We start from the raw sequence: 16,707 nt of genomic DNA on the forward strand, positions 1-16,707 counted from the left end.
TTCAATGGCAGGGTTTGACGGTGACGTGGCGCACGTCATGGGCGGCGTTATGCATCAGCGGACTCTCGGCGAAAGCCACCCCATAGAGAAGCACCATGCCCAAGGCGGCACCGGCGGCGAGTTGCAGCAACACGCTACGGCTTGCGCTGGTACTGGTGGGCAATGTAGTGGAAGTTACAGAAGATGCATTCATGGGTTGCTCCATTTCAGGGTTGAGAAAACAAAAAATATTTACAAAGGGAAACTGTCACATCGGGCCAATGACACCGTGGCGTTGCGCCCATCCGGACCCCGGTGTTTGTGCTTCTCGACCAGCAGCGCAGTCATCTGCAAGGCATGGCCTGCTACGGCCGAGGCCGACAACAGGGCCGCAGCCTCGCTGACGGACGGGCTGCCGGTGTATTTGCGCACCGTCTCGGACGGGTTGGGCACGGGTATGGCGGCCAGTTGTTCAGGCGTGTAGAAAGTCAGGGTCCAGCCGTGCTGTTCGGCCAGCGCGAGCAGGCCCGGCTCGTCAGCCTTGAGGTCAATGCTGGCCGCCGCTGCCACGTCACCGAGCCGGGCACCGGCCAGGGCCAGTGCTTCGTCCAACGCCTGCTGCAGCGTGGCCAGCGGCGTGCCGCGGTCGCAGCCCAGGCCCACAGCGACCTGCATCGGGGTGTTGTTCATGCCAGTTGCGCTTGCGGCGGGCGGTACACCACCAGGCGCTCATGGAGTTGCTGCCAGCGCTCCGGCGTGACCTCGGCGTGGGTGATCCACAACACGGCCTTGAAGTGGTTTAAATCCACGTCTTCAAAACGGGTGAACTTATGGATGCTGGCGGGCAGCGGCGTGGGCCGGGTCCACCAGTGCGGGCTACCGGCTTCCTGCACCACGGCCACCGGCTCCTCGTTGACCACGGCAGCCGACACGCGTGTGATGTTGATCTTGGGACACTCCACCTTCCAGCCCAGTTCGCGGCCCAGAATATCGACCGGAATGGTCTTGCCCACGTCGGAAGCGGTGGTCAGCACCGCCGTCGCGCCCAGCAGCGCGGCGATCTGTTCCGCCATGGCGTTGGCCCCGCCGACATGGCCCGACAACACGGGGATGACAAACTGCCCGGCGTCATCCACCACCAGCACGCCCGGGTCTTCGTCCTTGGTCTTCATGTGCGGGGCCATCAGGCGCACCACCGCGCCCAGCGAGACGAAGAACACCAGTTGGTCAAAGTCCGAGAACAAGGTCGCAATTTCATCGCGGAACGGACCGCTGTAGGCGCGCACCGGGTTGGCCAGACCGGCCACCAGCGGGGCAAACTTGTCGGCCACGCACAGACTGGCGGCGGGCAATTGGCGCGCCAGATCCGCAGCTTGCTGCGCGCCATGCTTGGTGATGGCGATCAGCACCACGCGCACGGCCGGGTCCGCAGCGGGGTCCAAAACGGGCGCTGAAATAGCACTGGCATCGGGCAAGGTGTTATGGCTCATTCCTGGTTTTCCTCTTCGAGTTCGATGGTGGTTTTCTTGCGGCAGCCGCGAATCATTTCGCCGCGCTCGCGATTCGGGTTTTTCACCAATAGCAGAGACAAATAATTGACCTTGGTGCCCTTGAGCTCGGCCACGTCATGCACGATGCGCTCCACCGGCGAGCCGGCTTTCTCGATAAAGCGGCTGTGCGCCAGCAGGCCGCGACGGTCCAGCAGGTCGATCAAGTCATCGAGCAGCGGCTTGACCTTCATCAGCACCAGGGTGTCGAAGTCGTCCAGCATCTTCTCCACGGCGGCAATGCCGTAGGCCGCCGGCACGATGGCGATGGTGTCGTCCTGCTCCGAGAGTGGCATTTGCAACCGGGCGCAGGCGGCATTGAACGAGGTGACGCCGGGCACGATGTCGATCCGCGCCTCGCTGTCTAACTCGCGCAGCACGCGCGCCAGATAACAAAAACTGGCGTAAGTGGAGGCGTCGCCTTCGACCAGAAACAGCACGTCCTTACCCGTAGCCAGCAGGTCGCGCACGGTCTCGGCGGCTTTGAGCCAGTGGCGGGCCAGCTTTTCCACGTCGTGGGTCATGGGGAACAACAGGGCCTGGTGTTTTTCAGGCAAGGCCAGACCGGCGCGCAGGGCGATGTCGAGCACGTAGCTTTCCTTGCGCAGGCTGCGCACCGGGTAGGTCCAGACGGCGTCCGGGCGTTCCAGCAGGGCCCAGGCGCGGCGCGTGATCAGGCCGGGGTCGCCGGGGCCCAAGGAGACGCCGAACAATCGCCCTTTTCCCCGGTCGCCCTGAGCCGGTCCAAGCGCTTCAACAAGCTCGGCCCGAACGGTCGTGGGCTGCACGGCGTGAAGTTCAGTCATCGTTTTTTTCCAGTTTGGCGGTCTTTTGCACCGCCACCTTTTGGGCGCACACGAGCCAGACCGGGTTTTCCGCCGCCATGCGGTTCATGTGCAGAATGGGTTTGCTGCGGGAGGCTTGCAGTTGCAGCACGTCCCACGCCACACCCAGCGACTTCAGGGTTTCGACCGCGAGGCCGAGGTTCTCGATCGTCACAAAGTTCATCACCAGCCAGCCGTCGGCTTTGAGTCGCTGCAGGATCAGGCGAATCAGCTCGGCCAACTCCCCCCCCGAGCCGCCGACAAAGACCGCGTCCGGGTCAGGCCAGTGTTGCAGGCCTTCCGGGGCCTTGCCGTGCACCAGGCTGTGGTTGCTAATGCCCATGGCTTGGCGGTTGCGCTGCACGATGGCGCTGTCATCCACATTTTTTTCAATCGCGTAGACGTGGCCTTGCCGGCACAGGCGCGCGGCCTCCAGCCCGACCGAGCCGGAACCGGCGCCAATGTCCCAGACCACGCTGTCGGTACGTAGCTGCATGCGCGCCAGCGAGACGGCGCGCACCTCGTTTTTGGTGATCAGGCCTTTTTCAGGGTGGCGCTGCTCAAAGCTGACGTCGGGCAGGCCAAACAGCACTTGCGGCGCGCGCAAGGTGCTGCGCCACAACAGCAGCACATTGGGGTCGGCGAACGGTATGTGCGTCGCGGCCCGGATGCTGATGCCGCTGACGATGCGCTCCTCGGGCTGGCACAAGCGCTCGGCCACGGCCATCTCGAAATCATCGGCCAAGCCTTCTGTGACCAGCATGCGGGCAATACGATCCGGTGTGTTTAACGGGCTGGTGAGCACGGCCAGACGGTCGTTTTGGCGAATGTCGCGCAGCAGTGCGTAAAGGCCGTGGCTGGGCTCAGACCCGGCCACCCAGTCGCCCGCGTCCTTGCTGTGCACGGAGGAAAACTTCATCTCCTGCCATGGCAGACCCAGGCGGGCGCAGGCTAGCTGCAGGGTCGAGACATTCGGGATGACCTCAATCGCTTCGATGCACAAACGCGATGCCAGGTAAGCCGCGATGCCGTGGCACAGCGGATCGCCGGTGGCCAGCACCACCACGCGTTGTCCCTCAGCCTGTGCGGCGCGAATCCACTCGGGGACTTGCGACAAGGCGCCGCTGAGGTCGCGTTGCTGGGCAGTAGGCGCAATGTGCACGGCAAACAGCGCCAGCGTGCGTTCGCCCCCAATCACCAACTGGGCTTGTGCCAGGTGCGCCAGGGCGCTCTGGCTCAGGCTGTTGATGCCGTCGTCCAGCACGCCGAGGACGCGGCATTTTTCAATCGATTCAGAATTCATGAGGACTCCGCTATCTTGCGACCGTCAAAGTCGCAGACCAGCACTTTCAAATCGAACTGATCGGGGTAACGTTCACGCAAGGTTTTCACCACGCGCTGGGCCAGCGCGGCGTGGAAGGCGGCGCCCAGGCCCAGTTCGTCCATGCGTTCGCCGGCGTAGCGGGCGGTTTTGGCATTGCGAATGTCCTCACACACTTCCGGCGCCGCACCGAGTTCTGCGGCCAGATCCGCCAGCAAACCGGTGTTCACATCGGCGCGGCCGGCATGGGTGATGGTTTCGCCCTGGGCGATCTTGGTGAGTTTGCCCACCATGCCGCCAATTACAACCTTCTTCAGGCCGGCCTTGACCGCCGCGCCCATGGCGTAGCGCAAAAAGTCGCCCATTTGTACAAACACGGCCTCGGGCAGGTGGGGCATTTCTTCCATGACGAACTTTTCAGTGCGCCCGCCGGTGGTGAGCACCACCACGCCATGGGACAAGGTGCCCGCCACGTGCACACCCTGCACCACGCTGGCGCGGTAGGCTGCAGTCGAGTAAGGCTTGACGATGCCGGTGGTGCCCAAAATGGAAATGCCACCCAGAATGCCCAGACGCGCATTTGTGGTTTTTTTGGCCATTTCCTCGCCTTGCGGCACGGAAATCGTGACCTCAAACCCGGCCTCGTCGAGCAGCGGGCTACCTGCGGCGCGCACATTGGCCTCGATGTTGCGGCGCGGCACCGGGTTGATGGCCGGGCCGCCCACGGTCAGCCCCAGGCCTTGCATGGTGACCGTGCCGACGCCGAAACCACCGGCCAACAGCACCTGGCCCGGTTGCTCGGGCAGCAAGCGCACATCGGCGGTGAGGTGGGCTTTATCGGTGCAATCCGGGTCATCGCCCGCATCCTTGATGACCATGGCGTGGGCCGTTTGACCATCAACGCGGCCGTCCTGCACGGCAAAGCTCACCAGGTCGCCATTGGGCAACAGGCATTCCACGACGTCGGGCACCTGGCCGGTCATCAAGCCGATGACCGCCGCCCGCGCCGCCGCCGCCGAACACGCGCCGGTGGTGAAACCGGTGCGGGTGCCGCGCGACGCGTCTTTTTCCATCATGCGGCCAGTTCCCTGGCCTCGGCCAGCCCGAGCAGCGCATGGATAGCAGCGACCACCAGCGTGGAGCCACCCTTGCGGCCACGGATCACGACCCAGGGCACAGCCGTCTCCAGCGCCATCAAATCCTTGGATTCAGCGGCAGAGACAAAGCCCACCGGCATGCCGACCACCAGCGCCGGGCGGGCGCCCTCCTCGCGGATCAGGCGCACGATTTCGATCAAGGCCGTGGGCGCATTGCCGATGCCGACGATGGCGCCATCGATCAGCCCGAGCCGATGCGCCTTGCGCATGGCCTGCACGGCGCGGGTTGTGCCCTCTGCCTTGGCCAGTTCGATCACATCCGGGTCGCTGATGAACTGGTGCGTGGACATGCCAAAGTGTCCCAGGCGCGGCGCCGACAAACCGACACAAATCATTTCCACATCGGCCACCACGCGGGTGGCTCGCGACAAAATGGCGGCCATCCCGTCAGCCACGGCATTGGGATGAAAGTCGGTCAGACCGTTGAAATCAAAATCCGCGTTGGCGTGAATCATGCGGCGCACGATCGGCCATTGTTCGGGGGTGTAGGTATAGGGACCGACTTCGCGGTCGATCACGGCAAACGAGTCGTGCTCAATGGCGCGCCCGGCGGCGGTGAGTTGCTCGGTTACCACATTGGCGGCAGATGTCGTCATGACGGGACTCCGACATGCGCGTGCACATGATCGTGTTCATGGTCATGGCCGGGCAGGTGCTCGTGACCAGGGGCATGCTCGTGCGCATGGTCGTGTGCGTGATCATGCGGATGGTCGTGGTCATGCGGATGGTCGTGGTCATGCGTGAGCGCCACCGCGTCATCATGGTGGTGCCCGCCCTGCCCGTGTTCGACGGCAAACTCCCTGAATTTGCAGCCATCGCAAGGCATCAGGGCTTCAGGCGCCCCACGCTTCATGTCGTCCACGCGCTGCTCCAGCACTTCAAAAATCTCGCGCTCAAAACCAAAATACGTGGTCAAGCTGAAACGGATCGTCGGGTACTGGGTTTTCAGGTTGTCCACCTGGCGCTTGATGCGTTCCACGAGCGTGCCGTTGAACAGGTAATACGACAGCACCACCACCTGCGTCATGCCCAGCAGGCTCTGGCGCTGCACCACTTTTTCCAGGCGCGGATAGGTGATGCCGGTGAAGGCCAGGTCCACCAGTTCGTGGTCGGTTTCCTCCATCAGCCAGCGCGCCATCTTGGCCATCTCGCCATTGGCATGGCGATCCGACGAGCCGCGCCCCAACATCACGACGCCTGTGGTCGTGGGGTCCGGCATGTCCAGCGCCTGCATGGCACCTTTCAGACGGCGCTTCATGATGGCCAGGAGCGGCTCACCCGCTGACAGGTGCGGCGCGTACACGAACTGCACCAGCGGGAACTTCAGCCGCGCGCCATCAATGGCCTGCGGAATGTCCATTTTCACGTGGCCGGCTGCATTCAAAATCAGCGGCACCACCATCACGCGCTGCGCACCGGTGGCGGCCCGGCGCAGGCCCTCGCTCATGGTGATCTCGGAAAATTCGATGAAGCAGACCTCGATGCGCCAGCCCGATTGGCGCTGGCGCCACTGCTCGGCAAAGGCAAGAATCTCGTCGTTGCCCGATTTTTCGCGCGAGCCGTGGCCCACCAGCAAAATGGTCTCAAGGGTCATGGGGACTCCAAAGTGAGGTTCGAGGCAGGGACACTGGCACGCCGAAAGCGGTGCGTGAAACTGGTGTCGTAGAGTTTGGATTTAGCCAGGATCGTCCACTGCCGCGCGCCCAGCGTGGGGCTGGCGATGATCATGGACTGACTGACGATTTTGGCCTCGCGGCACAGGCCCTGAATGGTGGCGACGGTGCCGCGAATGATTTTTTCTTCACCCGGCCAGCTGGCTTTGTGCACCACCACGACAGGCGCGTCCGAAGACCAACCCGCCGCCGTCAAGGCCGCCGTGACGCGACCCAGCAGGGTGATGCTCAAGAAGATGCACAGCGTGCTGTGGTGCGACGCCAGCGCTTCCAGCGACTCGCCCTCGGGCATGGGCGTGCGCCCTTCGACCCGGGTGAAAATCACCGTTTGCGTCACCTCGGGCAGGGTCAGACTCTCGACCGCCGCGGCGGCAGATGCCATGGCGGAAGAGACTCCCGGCACCACCTGCACCGCCACGCCGGCAGCGTCCAGCGGTTGCACCAGTTCAATCAAGGCGCCATACAAACCGGGGTCACCGGTCTGCAGGCGCACCACGGTGTCGCAGCGCCCGGCTTGTTCGATCAACCAGGCCGACATCTGCTCGAGCGTCATGTCCTTGCTGTCGGCTACTGTGCAACCGGCGGGCGCCCAGCGCGTGGCGGCCTCGCTGACCAGGGAGCCGGCGAACAGGATGGCGCCGGCGCGCTCGATCAGTCCCCGGCCCTTGACGGTGATGAGGTCCGGGTCACCGGGACCGGCGCCCACGAACCAGACGGTGCCGGGGCTACTTGAGGATTCGATGTGCATCAATGCCTTTCTTGAGTTCTTGATTTCCGTCGTCATGGTTTTGCAGCCGCCATGACGGCCCGTGGCAAGGCGACCCACTCATCACCCACGGCATGAATGGCGATGCGCCGCTCGAACACGTCTTCTAGCGCGCGGTGGGTGACGAGGTCGGCGCACGGGCCTTGGTGGGTGATGCGGCCTTGGGCCATGATGACCAGTTCGTCGGCATGCAGCGCCATCGATATTTCATGCAGGACACTGACCACCGTGCGTCCCTGCTGAACCAGCTCACGCACCATGACCAGCCAGTCGGCCTGGTGCGGCGGGTCCAGATTGGCCAGCGGTTCGTCCATCAGCAGCACCTGCGCCTGCACCGCGAGCACGCGGGCCAGCAGCACGCGCTGACGCTCGCCGCCCGAGAGTTGGCCCAGCGTGCGGCCGCGCCATTCCCAGGCCTGGGTGGCGCGCAAGGCCTGCTCGACGGCGGCGAGATCTGCGGCGCTGGGAGCGGCCAGCCAGGCCTGGTGTGGCAGGCGGCCCAGCATGGCGACATCCCACACGGTCAAATCGTCGCCGGTGCTTTCGTTTTGCCCCAGCCAGGCCAGTTGCCGTGCGCGCACGCGCCCCGGCAAACGCTCAAGCGGCTGGCCCAGCAGCGTGACCGCACCGGCATGTTGCAGCAGGCCGGCCAGCACTTTCAGCAAGGTCGATTTGCCGGCGCCGTTGGGCCCCACGATGCTGGTCCAGCGGCCCGCTGGCAAGGCCAGGTCGATGTCATGCAATACTTGAACATTTCCGAGGCTAGCGCTTATGGAACGTGCGCCGATAGCTATTGAATTTATAGCGTTATTCACAGGCTTGCCCCCGACGAGACGCGCGTGTTGCGGTGCATCAGCCACAGCAGATAGCCGCCGCCCAGCACGGCAGTGAGCACGCCCACTGGCAACTCTTGCGGCGCAATCAGCCAGCGCGCCAGCATGTCGGCAGCCATCAGCAAGACGCCGCCCATCAGGCTGGACAGCAGGATCAGACGGCCATGGGTGGTCTTGACCACCGAGCGCACCAGATGCGGCGCGGCCAGACCGACGAAAGCAATCAGTCCGGTTTGCCCCACCGCCGTACCGGTGGCCAGCGCCAGCACCGCCACCAGCGCGCCGCGCATTTGCGGCAAGGGCAAGCCGAGGCTGGCGGCGGTGGCTTCGCCCAGCGACAGGCCGTCCAGCACATGGCTGAGCATCCAGGCCACCACCATGCAGACCAGCCAGACGGCGGCCATCAGGCCACAGGCGGTCCAGCCGACAAAGCCGGTACTGCCCAGCATGAAAACCTGCATCGCCTGCATCACTTCGGGCACCATCAGCATGGCCAGCGACGCACAAGCGCCCAGCACCACACCCACAATCACCCCGGCCAGCAACAGGCGCAGCGTGTGCTGCACACCTTTAGCCAGCACGAGTGTCAGGAACACCGCACCGACGGCCCCGGCAAACGCGGCGCCGGTCAGGCCGAGGCGCACCAGCCAGTGGGTCGCAAACGGTGACACGCCAAAAAACACCAGCGCCAGGGCCACGCCCAAGGAGGCGCCCGAGGCGCTGCCCAGCAAATAAGGGTCCGCCAGCGGATTGCGAAACAGCCCTTGCGCCACGGCACCGGCCAGGCCCAGCAAGGCCCCTGCCGTCCAGGCGCCCAGGGTGCGCGGCAGGCGGATGTCCCACACGATCTGCAGCGCCACCGGGTCGCGCCAGGCATTGAGAACGCTCTCAAACCCGGTGCTGCCGACGCTGGTGCCCATCAGCAGCAAAGCCACGCTGGCCAGCAACAAGCCAGTGCCCAGCAAATAGGCGATGCGTTGTTGGCGGGAAATATCGGTCATGGTGCCTTGCCTTGCATGGCTTGCAGGCATTGCGCCATGATGCGGGCGCCCTCCGCCATGCGCGGGCCGGGCCGCACCACGACATCGGACTGCGCCACGGTAAACACGCACAGCCGGCGCTCCTTAACGGCGCGGATGCCGGACCAGCCGGGGCGCCCCTCCATGCCCGCGTAATTGCGGTCGCCGACCATGATCACGTCCGGGTTGGCGCGCACCACATATTCCGGGTTGAGTTTGGGGAACGGGCCCAGGCTGGCAGGGACTATGTTTTGGGCACCCAGGCGCGTCAGGGTTTCGCCGATGAACGAGGTTGCGCCGGCGGCATACGGTGCGCGGTTGACTTCAAAGTACACCCGCGTGTTTTTGACGCTGGCAGGCAGGGATTGCGCGGCCGCCAGTACACCGGCGTCGATGACGCGCCAGACGCGTTGTGCATCGGGCACCTCCAGCACCTGGCCAATCTTCTCCAGCACACGCTTCACATCGGCGTGGCTTTTGGGCTCCAGCGCGACCACCTTGATGCCCAGCGACTGCAGTCGCTCACCGACGCGGGACGAGGTGGCCATCAGGACCACGTCGGGCTTTAGCGCGACGATGGCTTCAATATTCGGGTCCAACCCGCCACCGACCTGCGGCAAGGTCCGCACGCTCTCAGGATAGTTGGAAAAGCGGTCCACCCCCACCAGCCGCTGGCATTGGCCGAGTTCGCACACGGTCTCGGTCAGCGAGGGCAGCAGGCTGACGATGCGCTGTGGCGTCTGGGCAAAGTTCACAACCACGCCCCGGTCGTCGGTGACTTGCAAGGCCTGCGCTGCGCCGGCACCCATCAGTGCACCGGCGACGGCCAGGCACAGCAGCAACTGTTGGTACAACTTCTTCATCCGGCGTCTTTCAAAGTCAGTGGCAAACCTGCCGCCATCAGGGTGACGCGCTGGCACACGCGCGCCACGTTCTGGTTCAGCGTGCCCAGGGCGTCGACAAAGGCGCGCACCTCGGCGCCCATTGGAATCACGCCCAGGCCAATCTCGTTCCCCACCAGCACGACAGGGCCAGGCGCGGCGGCGATTGCTTCTAAAAGAATAGCTGTCTGCGCAAGAGGGACGGGCGCTAGAGGCCTATTTGACTCATAAACTTGCTGCACCGGCATCAGGCAGTTGGTCAACCACAGGGTCAGGCAGTCGACCACCAGCAGCGTGTCCGGGCGGCTGTGCTGCGTTATTTTTTCCGCGAGAGCCAAAGGTTCTTCCACCGTCGTCATGCCGGGCACCCGCGCGGCCCGGTCCACCTGATGGCGGGCAATACGCTCGCGCATCTCCTCGTCCCAAGGCTGGGCCGTGGCAATCAGCACCGCGCGGTGACTGGGTGATACGGCCAGCCAGTCGCGCGCCAGCAACTCGGCCCGGCGCGACTTGCCACTTTTCTGGCCGCCCAGAATCAGTTCGCTGCGGGCCACGATCGGACTTGTCATTTCTCATCCTCCGCGCCGCCGGGCCGCCTCAAGGCGCGAACGGCCCCCTCGGAGGGCAGCGCAGCACACGAAGTGGCAAGCGTGGGGGCGACGTTTCGACTCCAGTCCATGACGATGCGGTGCAGCTGCGCCACGCCATCCGTCAGAGCCGCCGGGCCGGGTTGCAGGATGTCGGCGGATTTGATTTCGAACAACTGCCGGTGTTTGACGGCGTTGACGTTTTCCCAACCCGGGCGCGCCGCCACTTTTTCGGGCCGGAATTTTTTGCCGCACCAGGAACCAATAATGATGTCGGGGTTGCGCCGCACGATCTCGTCGCTGTCGGCAATGATGCGGTTTTTGCCCAGAGATTGGGCCGCCAGCTCGGGAAAACAGTCATCGCCACCGGCAATGCCCATCAGCTCGGACACCCAGCGAATGGCGCTGATGTGGGGAACGTCCCATTCCTCGAAGAAAATTCTGGGCCGGCGCGGCAGGCAGGCGGCGGCGCTCGCAATGGCTAGCAGTTGCTGCTGCATCGCCTCAATCAGCGCCAGCCCCTGCTCGCTCTGCCCCACCATGGCCGCCACCTGGTACAGCATGGAAAAAATCTCGGCCACGCTGCGCTGGTTGAACACCGTGACCTGCACACCCTGACGAATCAGCGCCGCCGCGATGTCGGCCTGCATGTCGGAAAAGCCGAAGACACAGTCGGGCTGCAGTTCCAGAATCTTGTCGATCTTGGCACTGGTGAAGGCGCTGACGCGGGGTTTTTCGGCCCGGGCACGCGGTGGACGCACGGTGTAGCCCGAAATGCCGACAATCCGCTGCTCTTCACCCAATAGATACAGCCATTCAGTGGTCTCTTCGGTCATGCAGACGATACGCTGCGGGCCGTGGGGAAAGGCAAAACGTTCAATCATTCAACACTCCTGCTGGCGTAAAAGGTGAGTTGGCCGGTGCTACAAAAAGTTCCGCCGTGGCGGTCGGGCTGGAAGCGAACCAGGCATGAAAATAGCTAGCCCGAATCGGACCGACTTGGTACAGCGCCTCTCCGACGTCTGGCGCCGGTTCGCAGCCGGGTCGCGCCGTACGACAACGGGCTGTCATCGGTGTCGCGCAGGTGGAGTAATGAAAAGTGTGGCCGCGCAGCACGCCACCGTCCATCAGCAACTGCTGAGGCCCCAACGCCACCAGCCGTTTTTGCATGGTGACGGTTCCGGGCAGTAAACCCCACTGGGCGTGAATCTGGCCATCAACCGTGACCAGTGCATCAAACAGCACCATCATGCCGCCGCACTCGGCCCAGACCGGTTTGTGTTGCGCCACATGGTTTGCGAGACTGTCCCGCATGGCCGTGTTGGAGGCCAGTCGCGCGGCGTGCAGTTCGGGATAACCGCCCGGCAGCCAGACCGCATCACATTCGGGCAGGGCGCTGTCCGCCAGCGGGGAGAAAAACACCAACTCGGCACCCAGCTCCTGCAGGCAGTCCAGGTTGGCGACGTAGATAAAACAAAAGGCGGCATCGCGGGCAATGGCCACGGTGCGGCCCGCCAGGGGCTGGCTGTTTGACGGCTCGTCGCCCTGCCCCGTCCCTGGCGCAGTCTGCGCACCAGCATCCATCCCGTTCTCAACAGAAAACGTCACGTCCCAGCGCTTCAGATCAGCCAAGGACATCTGCCCCAGCGGTGTTGCCGCCAGCGCATCGGCCGCGGCATCGAGTCGATCCAGCGCGTCCACGACCTCGCTGGCCACCGTAAGCCCGAGGTGACGCTCCGGCAAACTCATGGCCGGGTTGCGCATCAAGACACCCAGCCACTGTTCTGGCTCGCGCACACTTAACCGAAGCATGCCCGCATGGCGTTCGCTTGCCACCCGGTTCGCCAGCACCCCGGCCCAGGGCAAACCCGGCCGGTAATGCTGCAGGCCAAAAGCCAGCGCGCCAAAGGTACCAGCCATGGCCGACGCGTCAATCACCGCCAGCACCGGCAAACCGAAGCGCTGCGCCAGATCGGCGGCACTGGGCTCGCCGTCAAACAAACCCATCACACCCTCGACGATGATCAAGTCCGCCTCTTGAGCGGCCGCAGCCAGACGCGCCCGGCAATCGGCCTCGCCCGTCATCCACAAGTCCATCTGGTGCACCGGCGAGCCGCTGGCCAGGGTGTGCCAATACGGGTCCAGAAAATCCGGCCCGCACTTGAAGACCCGCACGTTGCGGCCTTGACGCGTATGCAAGCGCGCCAGGGCGGCAGCGACGGTGGTCTTGCCCTGACCGGAGGCCGGGGCGGCGATGAGAATCGCCGGGCAGTGGGTGAAGGACATGGCCCTGCCCTTACTTGGGCTGGTAGCGTAAGGTGATGTAGGCGCTACGGCCCGCCTGGTTGTAGCCGTAGGCGGTCATGTACGCCTTGTCGCCAATATTGTTCACGCGGCCTTCGACGGACCAGTCTTTTGACACCGCGTAATCGGCATGAAGGTCCACCGTTGCATAGCCGGCCAACGGTTGGGTGTTGGTGGCATTGTCGAATCGGTCCGACGCCGCCAAGACCGATGCGCCCAATTTCCATGCCCCAAGTGCGTAGTCAAAGCCGGCGGTCAGCTGTTGATCGGCCCGACGCGGGAGCTTCAGGTTATTGGCTTCATTGCGGGCATCGAGCAAGTCCAGCGCCGCCCTGTAGGTGAATGCATCAATTTGCCCTTCGTAGGCCAGTGTCCAGCCTTCTATGCGGGCGTAGGGAACATTGGTGACGACCGGCACGGTCGTGATGAAGCCCTTGATGCGATTCACAAAATAGGTCAGCTTGACTTCATGGGCACCTGCGTTGTATGCCATGCCCAATTCAGAATTGCGGCCGTACTCCGGTTGCGTGGTGGGGTTGCCCACGAAGAAGGGCGATACAAAGTAAAGCGTATTGAATGACGGCGCTTTGAACGAGGTGCCATACGAGCCAAAGGCACGCCAGTTGGGGCTGAATTTGAAGCCGTAGCCAGCCAGACCGGTGGTGGCGTCGCCGAACTGGGACTCCTGGTCGCGCCGCAGATTGAGCTGCCAGCTGTGCGGGCCTGCCGCGCCAGTCAAGCCCGCCAGCCACGAATTTGTCGTGCGCTGATCAACGGCATAAACCTGGGTGCCGCTCACCTTTTGGACGACCTGCTCGTAGCCCAGCATGACCTTGCCAAGGGGGGTGCCAATTTCGTTCAGCCAGGTCCATTGATCCTGCTGGGTATTGAATTCGGCGGGGTTGGTGCTGGTCCAGCTGGTAGACCGGTCCTCACTGGTGCCAATTGCCAGGCGCGTCTTCACGTTGGACAGAAGCTGTCCTTCGACACCCAGTCCATACACGCTGGTCACGCTATCCGTACGCGCGTCAAACGCGCCTGGACCATTGTCAAAATGGCTCACACCGTCCGACTTGAGCACCCGCGCGTCGACTTTCCAGCCTGGCGCGAGTTTCCAGTCGAGGGCCGCGTTGACCGTGTTCTGGGAAAACGCATCGTTATCGGCGTTGAAGCCGCCGAAGGCCACAAGCGGGTTGGTCGCCGAAAAGCCTTTTTCGCGCATAGTCTGCAGGCCGATGCTGTAAGTCACCTCGGCCGTCCCACCCGACAGGCCCGCCGCAACGTCATGCCGATCGTCGCTGCCAACCGTGACGCTGGCATAGGGATGCAAACCTGGCGTGCCTTTGCGCGTGAAGATCTGGATCACCCCGCCCACCGCGTCACTGCCATACAGGGCAGACGCCGGGCCCTTGAGCACTTCAATGCGTTCTATGCTTTCGAGTGGGATATTGTCAAAATTAGCCGCGCCCGCCGTGGCTGAGCCATATCGCACACCATCCACCAGCAAAAGTACCTGGCGATTTTCAGAGCCACGAATGGAGACGCTGGAGTTTTTGCCCAGCCCCCCATTGGCCCACATTTGTACGCCGCTGACGCGGGCGAGCAGCTCTGGCAAGGTGCGCCCGGTGCCGCGTTCAATGTCCTCCCGGCTGATCACGCTGACATCGCTGATGACGGCATCGGCACGCGACTCGGAACGCGTGGCCGTCACAACTGTTTCCTTGAGTTGCGTCTGCGCGAAAGAGGGGAAGGCTGCGACCACCGCGAGGGAAAATGTGGACGCACGAAACGACACAAATGCACGTACCTGCACGGAAAAAAAACAAGTTTTCATGAGAGAAAATTTCAACAAATGCCCTCACCGTCGTCCCCGACAGTGCATGAGCGTCACGGCAACACGCAAGCGTGCAACCACCGTGTTGGCCGGTATCCGGGCTGGTGGAAGCAACCTCCATCGCCTTCCCAAGCGCTTGTTCAAAACACTCAGTGGCCGTGATGGAAGCGGAATCGCGAAGGATTCGTCCACTTACCGTTGCGGGGGCAGCGCAGGTTAGGTTTGCCGTTGACGGCAATCGCCCTCCTGCTTCCCGTTGAACTGCGGCATGTGAACCACACCGCGAGCACCAACGGGCGGATTCTACCGCCGAATGCGTTGGGTAACCCTACAATGCAAGGCTATGTCGAACCCCTCTCAAATCGACCAAATTGCCGCACGTGTGGAGCGTTTGCTCCTACGTTACGAGGAGTTGCAGCGTACCAACGCTTTGCTCAGCGCGCAGGTCGACTCCCTTGCCCAAGAACGCGATTCCCTCAAATCCCGCCTCGGCGCCGCGCGCGCACGCGTCGATGCGCTGCTGGAACGCTTGCCTGACGCCGTGGCTACCGGTACGCAAAAAGGTAAGGTATGAAACAACTTGAAGTACAAATCATGGGGCAAAGCTATCTGCTGGGCTGCCCCGATGGCGGCGATTCCCGCCTGCTGGAAGCCGTCGAACGCGTGGATACCGCCATGTGCAAAATCCGTGATAGTGGCAAAGTCCGGGCCCGTGACCGCATTGCCGTACTGGCGGCACTGAATCTGGCTTTTGACCTGGCCGACCAGACACGGCCCTCCGCGCAGGCGACGGCCCACGCGCCCCCGCGCCACTTACCAACTGCAGACCCGCACGGCACGCTGCCAGAAAACAACGACCACCTGCTGACCTCTTTGCTGGAACGCCTGGATGTGGCGCTGGGTGACGACGGCCAACTGATTTGAACGAATAATTTTGCTGAAAGCGGGCCCGTCAAGCTCTACAATCTTCATTGTCTGCAGTGCTCATCGGGCTTTATATTTCCTTGAACCAATGCTCTTAGAGCCCGGGCTTGGAACATTGCTGGTCAAGCGTGATCATCTCGCGTTAGATGAACCCAATGTCCAGTTGACCTCGCCCACCTGAACCCCGGTTCAGGATGCCGGTCCGGTGGCATTTGCAGACACCTTTTTTCTCCCCCTTGATGAACCTTGAACCCCTGCTGATTATTGAGCTGGCCCTACTGGGCCTCGGTACCGGTTTTTTGGCAGGCTTGCTGGGCATTGGTGGCGGCATGATGATGGTGCCTTTCATAACCATCATCTTGTCCGGGCGTGGGGTGGGACCTGACTTGGCGGTCAAGATGGCGATCGCCACCTCCATGGCCACGATCATCTTCACCTCGATTTCCAGCGTGCGCGCTCACCACAAGCGCGGCTTGGTGCGCTGGGATCTGGTCAAAGGTCTGGCGCCCGGCATTGTGCTGGGCGGTGCCGTGGCCAGCCTCGGCGTCTTTGCCATCCTCAAGGGTTCATGGCTGGCCCTGTTTTTTGCCGCCTTTGTGAGTTTCTCCGCGACCCAAATGTTTCTGAACAAGAAGCCCGCACCGGCCCGGCAGGTGCCCGGCACGGCCGGCCTCGTAGGTGCCGGCGGCGTGATCGGTTTTCTTTCAGGGTTGGTGGGTGCCGGCGGTGGTTTTGTGAGTGTGCCCTTCATGACCTGGTGCAACGTGGCCATTCATAACGCGGTGGCGACCTCTGCTGCGCTCGGGTTTCCGATTGCACTGGCCAACGTGGTAGGTTATGTCATCAGCGGCCAGGGACTGAAGCATCTGCCACCCCATTCGTTTGGCTATATTTGGCTCCCCGCGCTGGGCGTCATTGCGGTTTGCAGCGTTATGACCGCGCCACTGGGCGCGCGGGCCGCACACCAGCTTCCGGTGAAACAGCTCAAGCGTGTGTTTGCGAGCATTTTGTACTTGCTGGCGGCCTACATGCTCTACAAAGGTCTTATCAGTTTCTGA

19 protein-coding genes and 1 riboswitch are annotated in these 16,707 nt (G+C 63.2%); of the genes, 3 read left to right on the forward strand and 16 right to left on the reverse strand.

Annotation, left to right across the window (positions count from 1 at the left end; translation table 11 throughout):
• Position 1: 1 nt before the first annotated feature.
• The 16 genes from C5P05_RS04985 to C5P05_RS05060 are packed head-to-tail and all read right to left on the reverse strand — an operon-like array spanning position 2 to position 14,725.
• Complete coding sequence (locus C5P05_RS04985; RefSeq protein ID WP_114968755.1) at positions 2-193, reverse strand: CbtB domain-containing protein; 192 nt, start codon at positions 191-193, stop codon at positions 2-4.
• Positions 194-231: 38 nt separating this feature from the next.
• Positions 232-669 carry a cobalamin biosynthesis protein gene (locus C5P05_RS04990; protein ID WP_114968756.1) on the reverse strand — a complete coding sequence of 146 codons (438 nt, stop codon included), beginning with the start codon at positions 667-669 and terminating at the stop codon, positions 232-234.
• The gene (locus C5P05_RS04995; protein ID WP_114968757.1) at positions 666-1,469 is read right to left on the reverse strand and encodes a cobalamin biosynthesis central domain-containing protein; all 804 of its coding nucleotides are present in this window, start codon (positions 1,467-1,469) and stop codon (positions 666-668) included. Before C5P05_RS04995 ends, C5P05_RS04990 begins: the two co-directional genes overlap by 4 nt.
• Positions 1,466-2,332 (reverse strand): precorrin-2 C(20)-methyltransferase, encoded by an 867-nt coding sequence (cobI, locus tag C5P05_RS05000; RefSeq protein ID WP_232834349.1) that lies wholly within the window; start codon positions 2,330-2,332, stop codon positions 1,466-1,468. The genes C5P05_RS04995 and cobI overlap by 4 nt, the downstream gene beginning before the upstream one ends.
• Positions 2,325-3,653 (reverse strand): precorrin-6y C5,15-methyltransferase (decarboxylating) subunit CbiE, encoded by a 1,329-nt coding sequence (gene cbiE / locus C5P05_RS05005; protein ID WP_114968758.1) that lies wholly within the window; start codon positions 3,651-3,653, stop codon positions 2,325-2,327. The genes cobI and cbiE overlap by 8 nt, the downstream gene beginning before the upstream one ends.
• Positions 3,650-4,747, reverse strand: a complete 1,098-nt coding sequence (locus C5P05_RS05010; protein WP_114968759.1) for a cobalt-precorrin-5B (C(1))-methyltransferase — start codon at positions 4,745-4,747, stop codon at positions 3,650-3,652. The genes cbiE and C5P05_RS05010 overlap by 4 nt, the downstream gene beginning before the upstream one ends.
• Positions 4,744-5,424 (reverse strand): precorrin-8X methylmutase, encoded by a 681-nt coding sequence (locus C5P05_RS05015; protein ID WP_114968760.1) that lies wholly within the window; start codon positions 5,422-5,424, stop codon positions 4,744-4,746. Before C5P05_RS05015 ends, C5P05_RS05010 begins: the two co-directional genes overlap by 4 nt.
• Entirely contained in the window at positions 5,421-6,422 is a 1,002-nt protein-coding gene (locus C5P05_RS05020) for a sirohydrochlorin chelatase (RefSeq protein ID WP_114968761.1), read from the reverse strand. Before C5P05_RS05020 ends, C5P05_RS05015 begins: the two co-directional genes overlap by 4 nt.
• Entirely contained in the window at positions 6,419-7,249 is an 831-nt protein-coding gene (cobM, locus tag C5P05_RS05025; protein ID WP_114968837.1) for a precorrin-4 C(11)-methyltransferase, read from the reverse strand. The genes C5P05_RS05020 and cobM overlap by 4 nt, the downstream gene beginning before the upstream one ends.
• A 32-nt stretch (positions 7,250-7,281) precedes the next feature.
• Positions 7,282-8,070 (reverse strand): ABC transporter ATP-binding protein, encoded by a 789-nt coding sequence (locus C5P05_RS05030; protein WP_114968838.1) that lies wholly within the window; start codon positions 8,068-8,070, stop codon positions 7,282-7,284.
• A gap of 8 nt (positions 8,071-8,078) precedes the next feature.
• Positions 8,079-9,101, reverse strand: a complete 1,023-nt coding sequence (locus C5P05_RS05035) for a FecCD family ABC transporter permease (RefSeq protein WP_198674628.1) — start codon at positions 9,099-9,101, stop codon at positions 8,079-8,081.
• Positions 9,098-9,982 carry an ABC transporter substrate-binding protein gene (locus tag C5P05_RS05040; protein WP_198674629.1) on the reverse strand — a complete coding sequence of 295 codons (885 nt, stop codon included), beginning with the start codon at positions 9,980-9,982 and terminating at the stop codon, positions 9,098-9,100. The genes C5P05_RS05035 and C5P05_RS05040 overlap by 4 nt, the downstream gene beginning before the upstream one ends.
• Positions 9,979-10,569: a bifunctional adenosylcobinamide kinase/adenosylcobinamide-phosphate guanylyltransferase gene (locus tag C5P05_RS05045; RefSeq protein WP_114968763.1), complete on the reverse strand. Its 591-nt coding sequence runs from the start codon at positions 10,567-10,569 to the stop codon at positions 9,979-9,981. Before C5P05_RS05045 ends, C5P05_RS05040 begins: the two co-directional genes overlap by 4 nt.
• Entirely contained in the window at positions 10,566-11,471 is a 906-nt protein-coding gene (locus tag C5P05_RS05050; protein ID WP_232834350.1) for an ABC transporter substrate-binding protein, read from the reverse strand. The genes C5P05_RS05045 and C5P05_RS05050 overlap by 4 nt, the downstream gene beginning before the upstream one ends.
• Positions 11,464-12,873, reverse strand: a complete 1,410-nt coding sequence (locus C5P05_RS05055) for a cobyrinate a,c-diamide synthase (RefSeq protein ID WP_114968764.1) — start codon at positions 12,871-12,873, stop codon at positions 11,464-11,466. Before C5P05_RS05055 ends, C5P05_RS05050 begins: the two co-directional genes overlap by 8 nt.
• A 10-nt stretch (positions 12,874-12,883) precedes the next feature.
• Entirely contained in the window at positions 12,884-14,725 is a 1,842-nt protein-coding gene (locus C5P05_RS05060) for a TonB-dependent receptor domain-containing protein (protein ID WP_114968765.1), read from the reverse strand.
• A 69-nt stretch (positions 14,726-14,794) separates the two neighbouring features.
• Positions 14,795-15,034: riboswitch (cobalamin riboswitch) on the reverse strand.
• Between the two features lie 34 nt (positions 15,035-15,068).
• On the opposite strand from C5P05_RS05060, the gene C5P05_RS05065 reads away from it, so the two are divergent.
• The 3 genes from C5P05_RS05065 (at position 15,069) to C5P05_RS05075 (ending at position 16,707) form a co-directional block, all read left to right on the forward strand.
• Positions 15,069-15,299, forward strand: coding sequence for a DUF904 domain-containing protein (locus C5P05_RS05065; RefSeq protein ID WP_114968766.1), 231 nt, complete (start codon positions 15,069-15,071; stop codon positions 15,297-15,299).
• Positions 15,296-15,649 (forward strand): cell division protein ZapA, encoded by a 354-nt coding sequence (locus C5P05_RS05070; RefSeq protein ID WP_114968767.1) that lies wholly within the window; start codon positions 15,296-15,298, stop codon positions 15,647-15,649. Before C5P05_RS05065 ends, C5P05_RS05070 begins: the two co-directional genes overlap by 4 nt.
• A 239-nt stretch (positions 15,650-15,888) precedes the next feature.
• Positions 15,889-16,707 (forward strand): sulfite exporter TauE/SafE family protein, encoded by an 819-nt coding sequence (locus C5P05_RS05075; RefSeq protein WP_114968768.1) that lies wholly within the window; start codon positions 15,889-15,891, stop codon positions 16,705-16,707.

The sequence above is a fragment of the Rhodoferax ferrireducens genome (genome assembly GCF_003347515.1).
GTDB lineage: Bacteria > Pseudomonadota > Gammaproteobacteria > Burkholderiales > Burkholderiaceae_C > Rhodoferax.